Source organism: Streptomyces sp. NPDC051020, from assembly GCF_040683105.1.
Lineage (GTDB): Bacteria > Actinomycetota > Actinomycetes > Streptomycetales > Streptomycetaceae > Streptomyces.
The window spans coordinates 21,536-36,497 of the sequence record NZ_JBFBCG010000027.1; the positions used below are offsets into that span (position 1 = coordinate 21,536).

General features: G+C 71.0%; 14 protein-coding genes. 8 read left to right on the forward strand and 6 right to left on the reverse strand.

Annotated features, from left to right (window positions below; genetic code table 11):
* Positions 1 to 136: 136 nt before the first annotated feature.
* A complete protein-coding gene (locus AB0N06_RS16835) occupies positions 137 to 1,891 on the reverse strand; it encodes a biotin carboxylase N-terminal domain-containing protein (RefSeq protein WP_366135434.1) in 1,755 nt (584 codons plus the stop codon).
* 424 nt (positions 1,892 to 2,315) lie between these two features.
* Between AB0N06_RS16835 and AB0N06_RS16840 the strand changes: the two genes are divergently transcribed.
* The gene (locus AB0N06_RS16840) at positions 2,316 to 2,771 is read left to right on the forward strand and encodes a hypothetical protein (protein WP_366135498.1); all 456 of its coding nucleotides are present in this window, start codon (positions 2,316 to 2,318) and stop codon (positions 2,769 to 2,771) included.
* A 25-nt stretch (positions 2,772 to 2,796) separates the two neighbouring features.
* Here the strand turns inward: AB0N06_RS16840 and AB0N06_RS16845 are convergent, their stop codons facing one another.
* From AB0N06_RS16845 to AB0N06_RS16860, 4 genes are all read right to left on the reverse strand, one after another.
* Positions 2,797 to 3,408 carry a nucleoside triphosphate pyrophosphatase gene (locus tag AB0N06_RS16845; protein ID WP_366135435.1) on the reverse strand — a complete coding sequence of 204 codons (612 nt, stop codon included), beginning with the start codon at positions 3,406 to 3,408 and terminating at the stop codon, positions 2,797 to 2,799.
* Positions 3,409 to 3,587: 179 nt separating this feature from the next.
* Positions 3,588 to 3,716, reverse strand: coding sequence for a hypothetical protein (locus AB0N06_RS16850; protein WP_366135436.1), 129 nt, complete (start codon positions 3,714 to 3,716; stop codon positions 3,588 to 3,590).
* A 154-nt stretch (positions 3,717 to 3,870) separates the two neighbouring features.
* Positions 3,871 to 4,077 carry an acyl-CoA carboxylase subunit epsilon gene (locus AB0N06_RS16855; RefSeq protein ID WP_366135437.1) on the reverse strand — a complete coding sequence of 69 codons (207 nt, stop codon included), beginning with the start codon at positions 4,075 to 4,077 and terminating at the stop codon, positions 3,871 to 3,873.
* A 14-nt stretch (positions 4,078 to 4,091) separates the two neighbouring features.
* On the reverse strand, positions 4,092 to 5,675 hold the full coding sequence (locus AB0N06_RS16860; RefSeq protein ID WP_366135438.1) for an acyl-CoA carboxylase subunit beta: 1,584 nt from the start codon (positions 5,673 to 5,675) through the stop codon (positions 4,092 to 4,094).
* Between the two features lie 190 nt (positions 5,676 to 5,865).
* On the opposite strand from AB0N06_RS16860, the gene AB0N06_RS16865 reads away from it, so the two are divergent.
* The 5 genes from AB0N06_RS16865 to hutH all read left to right on the forward strand — a co-directional run bounded on the left by AB0N06_RS16865 (position 5,866) and on the right by hutH (position 12,409).
* Positions 5,866 to 6,735 carry a biotin--[acetyl-CoA-carboxylase] ligase gene (locus tag AB0N06_RS16865; protein WP_366135439.1) on the forward strand — a complete coding sequence of 290 codons (870 nt, stop codon included), beginning with the start codon at positions 5,866 to 5,868 and terminating at the stop codon, positions 6,733 to 6,735.
* 582 nt (positions 6,736 to 7,317) lie between these two features.
* A complete protein-coding gene (locus tag AB0N06_RS16870; RefSeq protein ID WP_366135440.1) occupies positions 7,318 to 8,490 on the forward strand; it encodes an adenylate/guanylate cyclase domain-containing protein in 1,173 nt (390 codons plus the stop codon).
* A 197-nt stretch (positions 8,491 to 8,687) separates the two neighbouring features.
* Positions 8,688 to 9,500 (forward strand): enoyl-CoA hydratase-related protein, encoded by an 813-nt coding sequence (locus AB0N06_RS16875; RefSeq protein ID WP_358857829.1) that lies wholly within the window; start codon positions 8,688 to 8,690, stop codon positions 9,498 to 9,500.
* An 86-nt stretch (positions 9,501 to 9,586) separates the two neighbouring features.
* On the forward strand, positions 9,587 to 10,768 hold the full coding sequence (locus AB0N06_RS16880; RefSeq protein WP_366135441.1) for a GGDEF domain-containing protein: 1,182 nt from the start codon (positions 9,587 to 9,589) through the stop codon (positions 10,766 to 10,768).
* Positions 10,769 to 10,858: 90 nt separating this feature from the next.
* Positions 10,859 to 12,409, forward strand: coding sequence for a histidine ammonia-lyase (gene hutH, locus AB0N06_RS16885; RefSeq protein ID WP_366135442.1), 1,551 nt, complete (start codon positions 10,859 to 10,861; stop codon positions 12,407 to 12,409).
* 217 nt (positions 12,410 to 12,626) lie between these two features.
* Here hutH and AB0N06_RS16890 read toward each other — a convergent pair whose 3' ends face one another.
* A complete protein-coding gene (locus tag AB0N06_RS16890; protein WP_366135443.1) occupies positions 12,627 to 12,908 on the reverse strand; it encodes a hypothetical protein in 282 nt (93 codons plus the stop codon).
* Positions 12,909 to 13,087: 179 nt separating this feature from the next.
* Here AB0N06_RS16890 and AB0N06_RS16895 point away from each other — a divergent pair, with 179 nt between their 5' ends.
* Positions 13,088 to 13,444: a hypothetical protein gene (locus tag AB0N06_RS16895; protein WP_366135499.1), complete on the forward strand. Its 357-nt coding sequence runs from the start codon at positions 13,088 to 13,090 to the stop codon at positions 13,442 to 13,444.
* 208 nt (positions 13,445 to 13,652) lie between these two features.
* The gene (locus AB0N06_RS16900; RefSeq protein ID WP_366135444.1) at positions 13,653 to 14,918 is read left to right on the forward strand and encodes an Ig-like domain-containing protein; all 1,266 of its coding nucleotides are present in this window, start codon (positions 13,653 to 13,655) and stop codon (positions 14,916 to 14,918) included.
* Positions 14,919 to 14,962: the final 44 nt, after the last annotated feature.

Below are 14,962 nucleotides of genomic sequence, written 5' to 3' on the forward strand. Positions count from 1 at the left end.
GTGAACGTAGGTCCCCTCCGCTTGCCGGGGCCGGGCCGGAACCCCGCGGCGGCACCGGGACGGCGCCGGCAGAAGGCAAGGGCCCCTGCTCAGTCGTTCGCACGACTGAGCAGGGGCCCCGGGACGGCTCCGTAGATCAGTCCTTGATCTCGCAGATCACGGCGCCGGACGAGACCGAGCCGCCGACCTCCGCGGCCAGACCCTTGATCGTGCCCGCGCGGTGCGCGTTGAGGGGCTGTTCCATCTTCATGGCCTCCAGGACGACGATCAGATCGCCCTCGTTGACCGCCTGGCCCTCCTCGACGGCGATCTTGACGATCGTGCCCTGCATCGGGGACGCGAGGGTGTCGCCGGAGACCGCGGAGCCGGTCTTCTTCGCCGCGCGGCGCTTGGGCTTGGCGCCCGCCGCGAGCCCGGTGCGGGCCAGGCTCATGCCCAGCGACGAGGGCAGGGAGACCTCGAGACGCTTGCCGCCGACCTCGACGACGACCGTCTCGCGACCTGCCTCCTCCTCTGCCTCCGCCTCGGCGGGGGTGGCGAAGGGCTTGATCTCGTTGACGAACTCGGTCTCGATCCAGCGGGTGTGGACGCGGAACGGGTCGCTGGTGAACGCCGGGTCGGCGACGACCGCGCGGTGGAACGGGATCGCGGTGGCCATGCCCTCGACGTTGAACTCGGCCAGGGCGCGCGCCGCCCGCTGCAGAGCCTGCTCACGCGTCGCACCGGTCACGATGAGCTTCGCCAGCAGCGAGTCCCAGGCGGGGCCGATGACCGAGCCGGACTCGACGCCCGCGTCCAGGCGGACGCCCGGACCGGCCGGCGGCGCGAACACCGTCACCGTGCCCGGGGCGGGCAGGAAGCCGCGGCCCGGGTCCTCGCCGTTGATCCGGAACTCGAACGAGTGCCCGCGTACCGCCGGGTCGTCGTAACCGAGCTTCTCGCCGTCCGCGATCCGGAACATCTCGCGGACCAGGTCGAGACCGGTGACCTCCTCGGTGACCGGGTGCTCGACCTGGAGACGGGTGTTGACCTCCAGGAACGAGATCGTGCCGTCCATACCGACCAGGAACTCCACGGTTCCCGCACCGACGTACCCGGCCTCCTTCAGGATCGCCTTCGACGCCGTGTACAGCTCCGCGTTCTGCGCCTCGGACAGGAACGGCGCGGGCGCCTCCTCCACCAGCTTCTGGTGGCGGCGCTGCAGCGAGCAGTCACGGGTCGACACGACGACGACATTGCCGTGGCTGTCGGCCAGGCACTGCGTCTCCACGTGTCGCGGCTTGTCGAGGTAGCGCTCCACGAAGCACTCCCCGCGCCCGAACGCCGCGACCGCCTCGCGGACCGCGGACTCGTACAGCTCCGGGATCTCCTCCAGCGTCCGGGCCACCTTCAGCCCACGACCGCCGCCGCCGAACGCCGCCTTGATCGCGATCGGCAGCCCGTGCTGCTCGGCGAACGCCACGACCTCCGCGGAACCCGACACCGGGTCCGGGGTGCCGGCGACCAGCGGCGCACCGGCACGCTGCGCGATGTGCCGGGCCGCGACCTTGTCGCCCAGGTCCCGGATCGCCTGTGGCGGCGGACCGATCCACGTCAGCCCGGCGTCCAGCACGGCCTGGGCGAACTCGGCGTTCTCCGACAGGAAGCCGTAGCCCGGGTGGATCGCGTCCGCCCCCGAGTCCTTGGCAGCCTGCAGCACCTTGGCCATGTCAAGGTAGCTGGCGGCCGGTGTGTCACCGCCCAGAGCGAATGCCTCGTCGGCCGCACGCACATGCAGAGCGTCCCGGTCCGGGTCGGCGTAGACGGCCACGCTCCCGATCCCGGCATCCCGGCACGCCCGAGCAACACGGACAGCAATTTCGCCACGGTTGGCGATGAGCACCTTGCGCACGATGGCTCCCTCCTTGAAACAAGCTGAGTTTAGGGACTACCGACACGGCCTTACGACCCGTCCCCATTGGTGAGCTTGCCCACACGGAGCGTGATTCGAGGCCTGCTCGAAGCGCGAAATCCCTTGTGGCACCACGGTACGCCGGGTTTCATGACCCCACAGTAGCCACGAGGTGTGGTCCGGGTCTCTGTTCACAGGAGTGCTGGCTCCTGGCGTTTCTTTGTTGGGTACCTACTAACGGGCGGGGTTTTCTTTGCGCGACGCACGAGGGGCACGACAACGCGGAGTTCGTGTGTCGAGTGTGATCCGTGTCCGGGTGCGGAAAGCGGGAGGCAGGGCGGTCTGAACTCTTGTCCGAAGGATTGCCCGTTAGTAGGGTCCGCGCTATCGCACGTACTGCAGGTAACAGGGGGTGGGCGCCGTGGTGCGCAGACCGGTGGCTTTCGTTGCCGCGATCGTGCTCTTCGTGGAAGCCGCGGGCATGGTGCTCGTCAACGGCATCCTGGCGACGGTCATCGACAACCAGGAGATGTCACTGGCGGGGCTCGATCCCGCCGCCATGTCCGCCGGGGCGTGGGCGATGGGCGGCGTGGCCGGCCTCTATCTGCTGCTGTGCGGTCTCGTCCTGCTGGTGACCGGCATCCGTGACCGCGCCCCCGGCAGGGTCGGCCGGTTCGCCCTGATCAGCTGCGCCGTGGTGCACGGGGTGCTGGGCGCGCTGACCGTGGGGCTGGTCGGCTGGGCCGCGTTCGCCTTCATGATGGCCGTGCTCGGACTGATCGTGCTGACTCTGGTCGCGCACGGGACCGGGCGCGAGAAGCGCGACGGCGAGGCGGACGGGAACGGCGGCGCCGAAGAGGGTGCTCCGGCGCCCGCGTGACCCGCCCGCGCGTCAGCCGTGCGTGTCAGACCCACAAGTCGGTGACGGAGAAACCCAGTTCGCCCAGGAGTCGGCGCAGCAATGGCAGTGAGAGCCCGATGACATTGCCGTGGTCGCCCTCGATGGAGTCGATGAACGGTGCCGAGCGCCCGTCCAGCGTGAAGGCGCCCGCGACATGGAGCGGCTCGCCCGAGGCGACGTAGGCGGCGATCTCGGCATCCGTGGGCTCACCGAACCGGACGACGGTGGATGCCGTCGCGGACGCCGTACGCCCGGTCGCCGTGTCGATCACGCTGTGGCCGGTCTGCAGGATCCCCGCCCGGCCGCGCATGGACTTCCAGCGGGCGGTGGCGTCCTCGCTCTCCGCCGGCTTCCCGAGCGCCTCGCCGTCGAGTTCGAGGACCGAGTCGCACCCGATGACCAGGGCCCCCGCGGCCTCCGGACGGCCGGCCACGGCGGCGGCCTTCGCCTCGGCGAGGACGAGCGCGAGCTCGCCCGGCGTCGGGGCTGTCAACGCGTCCTCGTCCACGCCACTGACGATCACCTCGGGTGCGAAGCCGGCCTGGCGCAGCAGGCCGAGACGGGCGGGGGAGGCGGAGGCGAGCACGAGACGGCGCTGATCAGTCATACCGGCCATCGTAGAAGGGCCCGGCGCGCCGCAGTACCGCGCATCCACGACCTCGGCGCACGCCGCAGTACCGCGCATCCACGACCTCGGCGCACGCCGCAGTACCGCGCATCCACGACCTCGGCGCACGCCGCGGCACCGAGTGTTCACGACCCCGGCGCGCGCCGGGGCACCGGGCGCCCACGGCGTCAGCGGGTGCCCAGCGCCAGCATGATGACGACCATGGCGAGCGCAAGCACCAGCCACACACGCCGCATCATGTCCTGGGCGTCGCGCAGCTCTTTCGGGGGCCTGTTCTCGGGGTCGGACCACAGCATGATCCCGATCCTGCTGCGGCCGCCCCCGCGGCGCCTGAGTACGGGTACTCAGACCGGGTGCGTACGCACCGGATCGTTCCGCGGCCGCACGGCGGAGGCCCGGAACCCGCCGTGACGGGTTCCGGGCCTGTGAGGACACCGTGCGGCCGGACGGTTACCCCGGCCAGTACGTCCGCGCCCAGGCCTGCGGGCCAGGCCGATGGCGCTCCCGGCGGGCGATGCGGCCCGGGTCGGACCACCGCTCGGGCAGCGCGGGCGCGCCGGACGACACAGCCGCCGTCGCCGCGGCGCGCGCTTGGACCACTGCCAGTGCGGCGGCCAACTCCTCCGGGGTCGGGTTGCCCCGTACGACCTTGATCATGGTCAGGACCCTTTCTAGAGGGGGATGTTGCCGTGCTTCTTCGGGGGCAGCGACTCCCGCTTCGTACGCAGCTGACGCAGCCCCTTCACGACGTGCGCCCGGGTGTCGGACGGCATGATCACCGCGTCCACGTAGCCGCGTTCGGCCGCCACGTACGGGTTGAGCAGCGTGTCCTCGTACTCCTGGATCAGCCGCGCCCGAGTCGGCTCCTGGTCCTCCGCCTCCGCGATGGTGCGGCGGTGCAGGATGTTGACGGCGCCCTGCGCCCCCATCACCGCGATCTGCGCGGTCGGCCAGGCGAGGTTGATGTCGGCGCCCAGGTGCTTGGAGCCCATGACGTCGTACGCGCCGCCGAACGCCTTGCGGGTGATCACCGTGATCAGCGGGACGGTCGCCTCCGCGTACGCGTAGATCAGCTTGGCGCCGCGCCGGATGATGCCGCCGTACTCCTGGTCGACGCCGGGCAGGAAGCCGGGGACGTCGACGAAGGTCAGCACGGGCACGTTGAACGCGTCGCAGGTGCGGACGAAGCGTGCGGCCTTCTCGCTCGCGTTGATGTCCAGACAACCCGCGAACTGCATCGGCTGGTTGGCGACGATGCCGACGGGGTAGCCCTCCACACGCCCGAAGCCGGTGATGATGTTCGGCGCGAACAGGGCCTGCGTCTCAAGGAACTCGCCGTCGTCCAGCACATGCTCGATGGCGGTGTGCATGTCGTACGGCTGGTTCGCCGAGTCCGGGATGACGGTGTCGAGCTCACGGTCCTCGTCGGTCACCGTGAGATCCGCCTCCTCCGGGAAGGCGGGTGCCTCGGAGAGGTTGTTCGACGGGAGGTAGGACAGCAGCGACTTGACGTACTCGATGGCGTCCTTCTCGTCACCCGCCATGTGATGCGCCACACCCGAGGTGGTGTTGTGCGTACGGGCGCCGCCCAGCTCCTCGAAGCCGACGTCCTCACCGGTCACCGTCTTGATGACGTCGGGACCCGTGATGAACATGTGCGAGGTCTGGTCCACCATCACCGTGAAGTCGGTGATCGCGGGGGAGTAGACCGCGCCGCCCGCGCACGGGCCGACGACCAGCGAGATCTGCGGGATCACCCCGGAGGCATGGGTGTTGCGGCGGAAGATCTCCCCGTACATCCCGAGGGCCATGACGCCCTCCTGGATACGGGCGCCTCCGGAGTCGTTGATGCCGATGACCGGGCAGCCGGTCTTCAGCGCGAAGTCCATCACCTTCATGATCTTCTGGCCGAAGACCTCGCCCAGGGAGCCGCCCAGGACCGTGAAGTCCTGGGAGAACACTGCCACCGGGCGGCCGTCGACCGTGCCGTAGCCGGTGACCACACCGTCGCCGTAGGGGCGGTTCTTCTCCATCCCGAAGTCGGTGGAGCGGTGACGGGCGAATTCGTCGAGCTCCACGAAGGAGCCCTCGTCGAGCAGGAGAGCGACCCGCTCGCGGGCGGTCAACTTGCCCTTGGCGTGTTGCTTTTCGACCGCACGTGCGGAACCGGCATGGGTCGCCTCGTCGATACGGCGCTGCAGGTCCGCGATCTTGCCCGCGGTGGTGTGGATGTCGATCTCTTCCGGCTCGGACATCGGGTGGCGGCTCCCTGCCTGGTCACGGGGACGACTGACTGGTGGGTTCTACGGCTGCGTGCGCGCGGCCGGGTGCGCGAGGACGGCCGCGCGGGCAGCTGCCGAAGGTGCTGAATGGCTACTGATCCGTAGCGTATCGGCGCGGATACCGTTCGGCAGTGCGTCGTTTGCCACACCTAGGGTGGCTTGCATGACACCTCCGGATGCGTCACAGAACCGCTGGTCGGACCTGGACCGGCCACCCCTGAATGTCGCCGCGCTGCGCCGCGGACTGCTGCGGCCGGGCGGACTGTGGACCTCGCTCGACGTCGTGAACACGATCGGTTCCACCAACTCCGACCTCGCGGGACGGGCTGCGGAACTCAGCGAGGGCACGGTCCTGATCGCCGAGGAACAGACCGCGGGCCGAGGCCGCCTCGACCGGACCTGGACGGCGCCCGCCCGCTCCGGCCTGTTCTTCTCCGTCTACCTGACCCCCGGCGAGGGCGTACCGGTCCATCGCTGGGGCTGGCTGCCGCTGCTCGCGGGTGTCGCGGCGGCGACCGGTCTGGCAAAGGCGGCGGGCGTCGACATGGCGCTGAAATGGCCGAATGACCTGTTGGTCACGGTGGCGGGCGAGGAGCGGAAGACGGGCGGCATCCTGGCCGAGCGCGCCGCGAACGGCGTCGTCGTCGGTATCGGTATCAACGTCTCCCTGCACGCGGACGAACTCCCCGTCCCCGCGGCGGCCTCCCTCGCCCTGGCCGGAGCGGTCTCCACCGACCGGGAGACGCTGCTGCGGGGCGTGCTGCGCTCGCTGGAGCACTGGTACGGGGAATGGCGCGCGGCCGACGGCGACGCGGCGGAGAGCGGCCTCCAGGCGGCGTACGCGGCGGGCTGCGCGACGCTGGGGCGGACGGTGCGCGCCCAGCTCCCCGGCGACCGCTCTCTCACCGGTGAGGCGGTGGCGATCGACGGTGACGGCCGCCTGATCCTGTCCACCGAGGAGGGCCTCCAGGAGCCGGTGTCGGCGGGCGACATCGTCCATCTGAGGAGCGTGGAGGGCGGCGGTCTTGCCTAGTGCCTTAGACCGACCGGCACATGGGGGGGGCGGGACGGCCCAGGGCCCGGCGACCCCGCCAGTACCGGGGGCGGCGGGGCCCGGGCCGTCCACAGCCACCCACGCCCCCGGCCCGGGCCCGCCCCGTACCCGGGCGTCCGGTCCGGCGGTCGTCCCCGTGGAAGCCACGCACCGGGGAGCAGCCACCCATGCCGCCGGCCCGGGCCCGCCCCGTACCCGGGCGTCCGGTCCGGCGGTCGTCCCCGTGGAAACCGCGCACCGGGGAGCAGCCACCCATGCCGCCGGCCCGGGCCCGCCCCGTACCCGGGCGTCCGGTCCGGCGGTCGTCCCCGTGGAAGCCACGCACCGGGGAGCAGCCACCCACGCCCCCGGCCCGGGCCCGCCCCGTACCCGGGCGTCCGGTCCGGCGGTCGTCCCCGTGGAAGCCACGCACCGGGGAGCAGCCACCCACGCCCCCGGCCCGGGCCCGCCCCGTACCCGGGCGCCCTCATTTAGTGAGGTAGCGCACACCTGCCGTATCGTTGAGGCGATCCACCGACAGATCGGCAGGGCAGTGCGCAGGGAACGGGCAGGAGGCGGCTGGTGACCGTCGACGACACGAGCTCCGGCGCGGGCGCGGAGCCCCCATCCGAACCCTCGGTCCACGCGACGCCGCATCACGAAGTCGACCACACGGCGGAACCGACCGACGATCCCCTCGCGATCCGGCTGGAACAGCTGATCCTGGGGGCCGACCGCCGCTACACCCCGTTCCAGGCGGCCCGTACCGCCGGTGTCTCGATGGACCTGGCGTCGCGGTTCTGGCGGGCCATGGGGTTCGCCGACATCGGGCAGGCGAAGGCGCTCACCGAGGCGGACGTGCTGGCGCTGCGGCGGCTCGCCGGACTCGTGGAGGCGGGACTGCTCAGCGAGCCCATGGCGGTGCAGGTCGCCCGGTCCACCGGACAGACCACCGCCCGGCTGGCGGAATGGCAGATCGATTCCTTCCTGGAGGGGCTGACCGAGCCGCCCGAGCCCGGCATGACCCGCACCGAGGTCACGTATCCCCTGGTGGAGCTGCTCCTGCCGGAGCTGGAGGAGTTCCTCATCTATGTCTGGCGGCGCCAGCTCGCCGCCGCGACCGGCCGGGTGGTGCAGGCGGCCGACGACGACGAGATGGTGGACCGCAGGCTTGCCGTCGGCTTCGCGGACCTGGTGGGCTTCACCCGGCTGACCCGGCGGCTGGAGGAGGAGGAGCTCGGGGAGCTCGTCGAGTCGTTCGAGACAACCTGCGCCGACCTGGTCGCCGCGCACGGCGGCCGACTCATCAAGACCCTCGGTGACGAGGTCCTCTTCGCCGCCGACGACGCGGGCACGGCGGCCGAGATCGCGCTGCGCCTGATAGAAGCGATGGCCGAGGACGAGACGATGCCCGCGCTCCGCGTCGGCATCGCGTTCGGCACCGTCACGACCCGGATGGGCGATGTCTTCGGCACGACGGTGAACCTCGCCAGCCGGCTCACCTCGATAGCGCCCAAGGATGCCGTGCTGGTGGACGGCGCGTTCGCGGAGGAGCTGACGCGTACGGGCGACGCCCCGGCCTCCGAGGCGCAGGCGGCGGAGGAGGCCGCGGCGGCCGAGAAGGAGCGCGAGAACGGCATGGAGCCGTCGGCCGTGCCGAAGTACCGGTACGGGCTGCAGCCGATGTGGCAGCGGCCGGTGCGCGGGCTCGGCGTGGTGGAGCCGTGGCTCCTGGCCCGGCGCGGTACGTCCTGACCGCGCTCGCGGACACGCGTCGCGACGCCCGGCACGCGCGCTCGCGGCGTTGGCCAAAAGCCCAGGTAGCTCCGCTACCAGGGCTTCCGGCCGCCTTGCGATCACACGCACCGGCCGCCGCTCCTTGACAGGCAAACCTTGCCGGCCGCGGCACTAGGATCCCTCCGATAACGCTCGTTAACCGGAGGGGTGCAGTCATGACCGTCACGTCCGAGCAGCGGTTCGGGGAGTTCGTCGTGGTACGGGTCCACGAGGGCCAGGACCATGTCGCCGAACTGGTTCTGGACCGGCCCAAGGCCATGAACGCCGTGTCCACGGACATGGCCCGCTCGATCGGTGCCGCCTGTGCGGCGCTCGCCGCCGACCCCGCCGTGCGGGTCACCGTTCTCACCTCCAGCCACGAGCGCGCCTTCTGTGTGGGTGCGGACCTCAAGGAGCGGAACTCCTTCACCGACGCCGAGCTCGTCCGGCAGCGGCCCACCGCCCGCGCCGCCTACACCGGCGTCCTCGACCTGCCGATGCCGACGGTCGCCGCCGTGCACGGGTTCGCCCTCGGCGGCGGATTCGAGCTGGCTCTCTCCTGCGATCTGATCGTCGCCGATCGGACCGCCGTGGTGGGGCTGCCCGAGGTGTCGGTCGGCGTCATCCCGGGGGGCGGCGGCACCCAGCTGCTGCCGCGCCGGATCGGGGCGGCGCGCGCCGCCGAGCTGGTCTTCACCGCCCGGCGGGTGGAGGCCGCGGAGGCAAGGGAGTTGGGCCTCGTCGACGAGCTGGTGGAGGCCGGGGAGGACCGGACGCAGGCGCTCGCGCTCGCCGGGCGGATCGCGGCCAACTCGCCGGTGGGTCTGCGCGCTGCGAAGCGGGCGCTGCGGCTCGGACACGGGCTCGATCTGCGGGCCGGACTGGAAGTGGAGGACGCGGCCTGGCGCTCGGTGGCCTTCTCCGGGGACCGGGCCGAGGGCGTGGCCGCGTTCAACGAGAAGCGGAAGCCGAACTGGCCGGGCGAGTAACGGTACGTCGTGGCTCCGACGCGCAGAGCAGGAGATTCGCGGCTTCAAATTGATCAAATCACCACAGATCTACATACGATGTAACGATGGGTGGTGAAGATGTGCGGCTGCGGGCCGTCGTATCGCTTGCGCAGTCGATGGCTGCGGCGCAGGCCCCGCGCGAGTCCTGGCGGGCGGCCGCGCTGGGGTCGTGCGAGGCGTTGGGCGGCAGTTTCGCCGCGCTCTCCGTGTGGGAGCGCGGACCGGGACAGCTCCGGGTGCTGGTGAACGCGGGTGAACGGGCCGAAGGGGAGGAGGAGTTCCCCGACGAGGAAACGTACCCGGTGCACGAGTTCCCGGAGATCACCGAGTTCCTGCACGAGCGGTGGGCGGGGGGCGGTGAACCGGACGCCTGGGTGGAGACGGCCGACGGGCCGGTCGGCGAGGACGGTGTCGCGTCCGACGTGGAATCGGCGGGTGCGGGCGGGCCCGGGAGCGGTTACCGCCATGAGCGCGTGGCGGCTCTGCGGCGCCGCGGGCGCGGCTGCTGTGTGGTCGCGCCGATCGTGCTGCACGGGCGGGCCTGGGGTGAGCTCTATGTGGCGCGACCGGTGGGGGCGCCGGCGTTCGGGCGGGCGGACGCGGACTTCGCGACCGTGTTGGCGGCCGTCGTCGCCGCCGGGATCTCCCAGACGGAGCGCCTCGAAGAGGTCCGCAGGCTCGCCTTCACCGACCCGCTGACGGGGCTGGCCAACCGTCGCCTCGTCGATGCGCGGCTCGACGAGGCGGTGGAACGGCACCATGCCGACGGCTCGGTGGTCAGCTTGGTCGTCTGCGACCTGAACGGCCTGAAAGAGGTCAACGACACGCTCGGCCACGCGGTCGGCGACCGACTGCTGGAACGTTTCGGCTCGGTGCTGTCACGGTGTGGCGCGATGCTGCCGGGAGCGCTCGCGGCCCGGCTCGGCGGTGACGAGTTCTGTCTGCTCGCCGTGGGCCCCGAGGCGGACGAGGTGATCCGGGTGGCCACCGAACTCTGCGATCGGGCATCGGAGTTGGAGCACGGCGACGGGGTCGCCTGCGGGATCGCGTCGACCGGCGACCCGATCGGTCCGGTGGTCTCGGCCCGGCGGCTCTTCCGGCTGGCGGACGCCGCCCAGTACCGGGCGAAGGCGGCCCGCTCGACGAAGCCGGTGGTGGCGGGGCGGGACGGCGAGGTCATCCGGCTGGCCGACTCGCCGCCGAAGTCCGCTCATGACCGCCGTCGGCTGCGCGGCAGCCGCCCGTAGCGCTCGCACGGAACCGCGATCGCGATCGGTAAGGGGCCGGCCGCACGACGACTAGTGACATGGTGAGATTCAGTCCGTACGCTTCTGAATATGGATATGCACACAGTCGTGGTGGGGACGTCCGGTACCACCGCAGAGGACGTCATCGCCGTGGCTCGCGCGGGAGCCCGCGTCGAGCTCTCCGCAGCCGCAGTCAGCGCACTCGCCGCCGCCCGCGAGATCGTGGACGCGCTGGCCGCCAAGCCCGAGCCGGTCTACGGCGTCTCCACCGGCTTCGGCGCGCTCGCCAGCCGGCACATCAGCCCCGACCTGCGGGCCCAGCTCCAGCGCAACATCGTCCGCTCGCACGCGGCCGGGATGGGCCCGCGCGTCGAGCGCGAGGTCGTGCGCGCGCTGATGTTCCTTCGCCTGAAGACGGTCTGCTCCGGCCACACCGGCGTACGCCCCGAGGTTGCCCAGACCATGGCCGACGTACTGAACGCGGGCATCACCCCCGTCGTGCACGAGTACGGCTCGCTCGGCTGCTCCGGCGACCTGGCCCCCCTCTCGCACTGCGCCCTGACGCTGATGGGCGAGGGCGACGCCGAGGGCCCCGACGGTGTCGTACGCCCGGCCGGTGAGCTCCTCGCCGCGCATGGCATTGCCGCTGTCGAACTGCGCGAGAAGGAGGGCCTTGCCCTCCTCAACGGCACCGACGGCATGCTCGGCATGCTCGTGATGGCCCTCGCCGACCTGAAGAACCTCTACACCTCCGCCGACATCACTGCCGCGCTCAGCCTGGAGGCACTGCTCGGCACGGAGAAGGTCCTCGCCCCGGAGCTGCACGCCATCCGCCCGCACCCGGGCCAGGGCGTCAGCGCCGACAACATGCTGCGGGTGCTGTCCGGGTCCGGCCTCACCGGTCATCACCAGGACGACGCGCCGCGCGTCCAGGACGCCTACTCGGTGCGGTGCGCGCCCCAGGTCAACGGCGCCGGGCGGGACACCCTCGCGTACGCCGGGATCGTCGCCGACCGCGAGCTGGCCTCCGCCGTCGACAACCCGGTCGTCCTGCCGGACGGCCGCGTCGAGTCCAACGGCAACTTCCATGGCGCCCCGGTGGCTTACGTACTCGACTTCCTGGCGATCGTCGCCGCCGACCTCGGCTCGATCACCGAGCGCCGCACGGACCGGCTGCTGGACAAGAACCGTTCGCACGGGCTGCCGCCGTTCCTCGCCGACGACGCCGGTGTCGACTCGGGTCTGATGATCGCCCAGTACACGCAGGCCGCCCTGGTCAGCGAGATGAAGCGGCTCGCGGTCCCGGCGTCGGCGGACTCGATCCCGTCCTCCGCGATGCAGGAGGACCATGTCTCCATGGGCTGGTCGGCGGCGCGCAAGCTCCGTACCGCGGTGGAGAACCTCGGCCGGATCATCGCCGTCGAGCTGTACGCGGCGACCCGCGCCATCGAACTGCGCGCCGACCAGGGGCTCGCCCCGGCGCCCGCGTCCCTCGCCGCGATCGAGGCGCTGCGGGCGGCCGGCGTCGAGGGGCCCGGCCCGGACCGGTTCCTGTCGCCGGATCTGGCTGCCGCGGACGCGTTCGTGCGGAGCGGGAAGCTGGTGGCTGCGGTGGAGCCGGTCACCGGGGCACTGGCGTAGGGCACGTCCGCAAAGTCCCGTCCGGCCCGCAGAGTTGCCGGGATGCCCAAGTGGCTTCGCTGCTCGGGAATCCCGGCGCCCTGCTTCGGCCGGACGGCGATGTCTTGCGGACACCCCCCTGGGGGCATCAGGCGGTTCCGCGGACGGACCTGTCCCTCAAGCCCGTCCGGTGATCGAAACACGCCTGAGAGGCCGCCCCACCTATGTGCGCGGCCTCTCAGGCGCCCGCGCGGCGCCCCGAGTGCGCGACGAACGCTGCGCCGATGGCCAGGAACCCTGTGCCACCGATCAGATACGGAGTGGTGTCGACCCCGGCTCCGGTCTCGGCGAGCGCCGGCCCGGACACCTCGTCCCCGGCGTTCGTGACCACCGGTCTGCTCGGCGTACCGGCCGCACCGTCGGCATTGTTCGTCGCGTTGGCCGACGGGACGAACCACAGGGCGCACAGCAGCGTGGCCGCCGCGGTGGCGGTCAGGAGCGGACGGCGGGCTATGGCCACGGAATCGATCCCCCTTGTGACAGCAGTGAGTTAGACCGACCGGCAGCGGTCGGTCCTAGCCGGGTGCGCCGATGCTAATGAAAGCAGCGGGTCGCGGGAAAGCCGGGGGAGCCCTTGGCCCTACGCTCCGGCGTATGAGCACTTCAGAGACATCACGGTTTGTTCGCCTTCGCGTGGAGATGGTGTTGGAGATCACAGACGCGGACGCCCTCAGCGGTACGGCACTGGAGAGCATCGCCGCCGAGTACGGCGAGCCCGGCGGCGAGTTGGCCGAGGAGCGCATGCATGCCGAGTCCGCGGTACGGGATGACGGTGCGGAGGCCCTCGCCTCCCTCGTCGACCCGTTCGATCTGGTCGGCGAGGTGCCGGGGGTCGAGCTGGCCCAGGCCTCCTGGACCAGCGAGATCATCGACTACGACCCCGAGGAACCGGACGCCTGGGACCTCGACGACGAGGACGAGGACGACGAGGACGACGACGACGTCCCGCACAATGGGGAGGAAGACGACGACGGGGAACAGCGGTCCAGCCGGTGAACACACCGGCCCCGGCCCGTTTCCGTTGGACAGGGGCCACCAGGTGTTCGGCCCCTGGAACCACAGCCGCCACGGCTGCGTCGATGAGTGGTGTTCCCCACATCTTTGACGGATGCGGAACGGAGGGCCCCTCCCGGGTGTTCCTGGAACATTGACGGGGTACCGCCGGCCGGCGGCTCTGTGCGGGGTTATGGGGGATACGGCAACGATGGAGAAGCGTGTGATGACGGACAGCAAACGACGCAGGGGCCTGATGGCCGCGTCCGCACTGCTCGGCGGCGTTCTGGTGCTGACTGCCTGCAGCGACGGCGGGGACAAGGCCAGCGCCGAGAGCTCGAAGACGTCGCAGGCGGCAGCGGCCGACAAGGCGGCAGCCCAGGACGCTTCTGAGGCGCAGATAGCGATCTCGCCGAAGAACGGCGCGACCAACGCCAGCATCAACAACGACGCCAAGGTCACCGTCACCAAGGGCAAGCTGACCGAGGTCACCATGACCACGGCGGCCGGCGCGAGCGTCCAGGGCACCCTGGCGGCCGACGGCACGAGCTGGCAGCCGAGCGGGCAGCTGGAGCGCTCGACCACCTACAAGATCAACGCGACGGCCAAGGACTCGAAGGGCCGCGAGGCTCACGAGAACTCCTCGTTCACCACCGTGTCGCCCGCCAACAGCTTCATCGGGAACTTCACCCCCGAGGACGGCTCCACGGTCGGCGTCGGCATGCCGGTCTCGATCAACTTCAACAAGCCGATCACGAACCAGAAGGCCGTCCAGGCCGGGATCACCGTGACGTCCAGCAGCGGCCAGCAGGTCGTCGGCCACTGGTTCAACTCACAGCGTCTGGACCTGCGCCCCGAGCAGTACTGGACGGGCGGCTCCACCGTCACGCTGAAGCTGGCGCTGGACGGCGTCGAGGGCTCGAACGGCGTCTTCGGTGTGCAGCAGAAGACGGTCACCTTCAAGGTCGGCCGCAACCAGGTCTCGACGGTCGACGCCAGCACGAAGACGATGACCGTCACCCAGAACGGCAAGACGATCAAGACCATCCCGATCTCGGCCGGTTCCCCGGCCAACCCGACGTACAACGGTCAGATGGTGATCTCCGAGAAGTTCAAGGAGACCCGGATGAACGGTGCGACGGTCGGCTTCACCGATGCCGACGGCAAGGGCGAGTACGACATCAAGGACGTGCCGCACGCCATGCGGCTGTCCTCGTCGGGCACCTTCATCCACGGCAACTACTGGGGCGCGCGGTCGGTCTTCGGCAGCGCCAACACCAGCCACGGCTGCGTCGGCCTCGCCGACGTCAAGGGTGCGGGCGACGCCAACCAGCCCGCCGCGTGGTTCTACAACAACTCGATGGTCGGCGACGTGGTCATCGTCAAGAACTCCCCGGACAAGACCATCACCCCCGACAACGGCCTCAACGGCTGGAACATGAGCTGGGCCGACTGGCAGGCAGGCTCCGCAGCCTGACCCCGGAGGGCGTCCCCGGACGCCCTCCGTATCCCACGCTCGAC

Excerpts from the sequence above, each read along its gene's own strand:
- AB0N06_RS16845 (WP_366135435.1), bottom strand. The coding sequence starts at position 3,408 with ATGGCCGGTATGACTGATCAGCGCCGTCTCGTGCTCGCCTCCGCCTCC.
- AB0N06_RS16850 (WP_366135436.1), bottom strand. The coding sequence starts at position 3,716 with ATGCTGTGGTCCGACCCCGAGAACAGGCCCCCGAAAGAGCTGCGCGAC.
- AB0N06_RS16855 (WP_366135437.1), bottom strand. The coding sequence starts at position 4,077 with ATGATCAAGGTCGTACGGGGCAACCCGACCCCGGAGGAGTTGGCCGCC.
- AB0N06_RS16860 (WP_366135438.1), bottom strand. The coding sequence starts at position 5,675 with ATGTCCGAGCCGGAAGAGATCGACATCCACACCACCGCGGGCAAGATC.
- AB0N06_RS16865 (WP_366135439.1), top strand. The coding sequence starts at position 5,866 with ATGACACCTCCGGATGCGTCACAGAACCGCTGGTCGGACCTGGACCGG.
- AB0N06_RS16875 (WP_358857829.1), top strand. The coding sequence starts at position 8,688 with ATGACCGTCACGTCCGAGCAGCGGTTCGGGGAGTTCGTCGTGGTACGG.
- AB0N06_RS16880 (WP_366135441.1), top strand. The coding sequence starts at position 9,587 with ATGGGTGGTGAAGATGTGCGGCTGCGGGCCGTCGTATCGCTTGCGCAG.
- hutH (WP_366135442.1), top strand. The coding sequence starts at position 10,859 with ATGGATATGCACACAGTCGTGGTGGGGACGTCCGGTACCACCGCAGAG.
- AB0N06_RS16895 (WP_366135499.1), top strand. The coding sequence starts at position 13,088 with ATGGTGTTGGAGATCACAGACGCGGACGCCCTCAGCGGTACGGCACTG.
- AB0N06_RS16900 (WP_366135444.1), top strand. The coding sequence starts at position 13,653 with ATGGAGAAGCGTGTGATGACGGACAGCAAACGACGCAGGGGCCTGATG.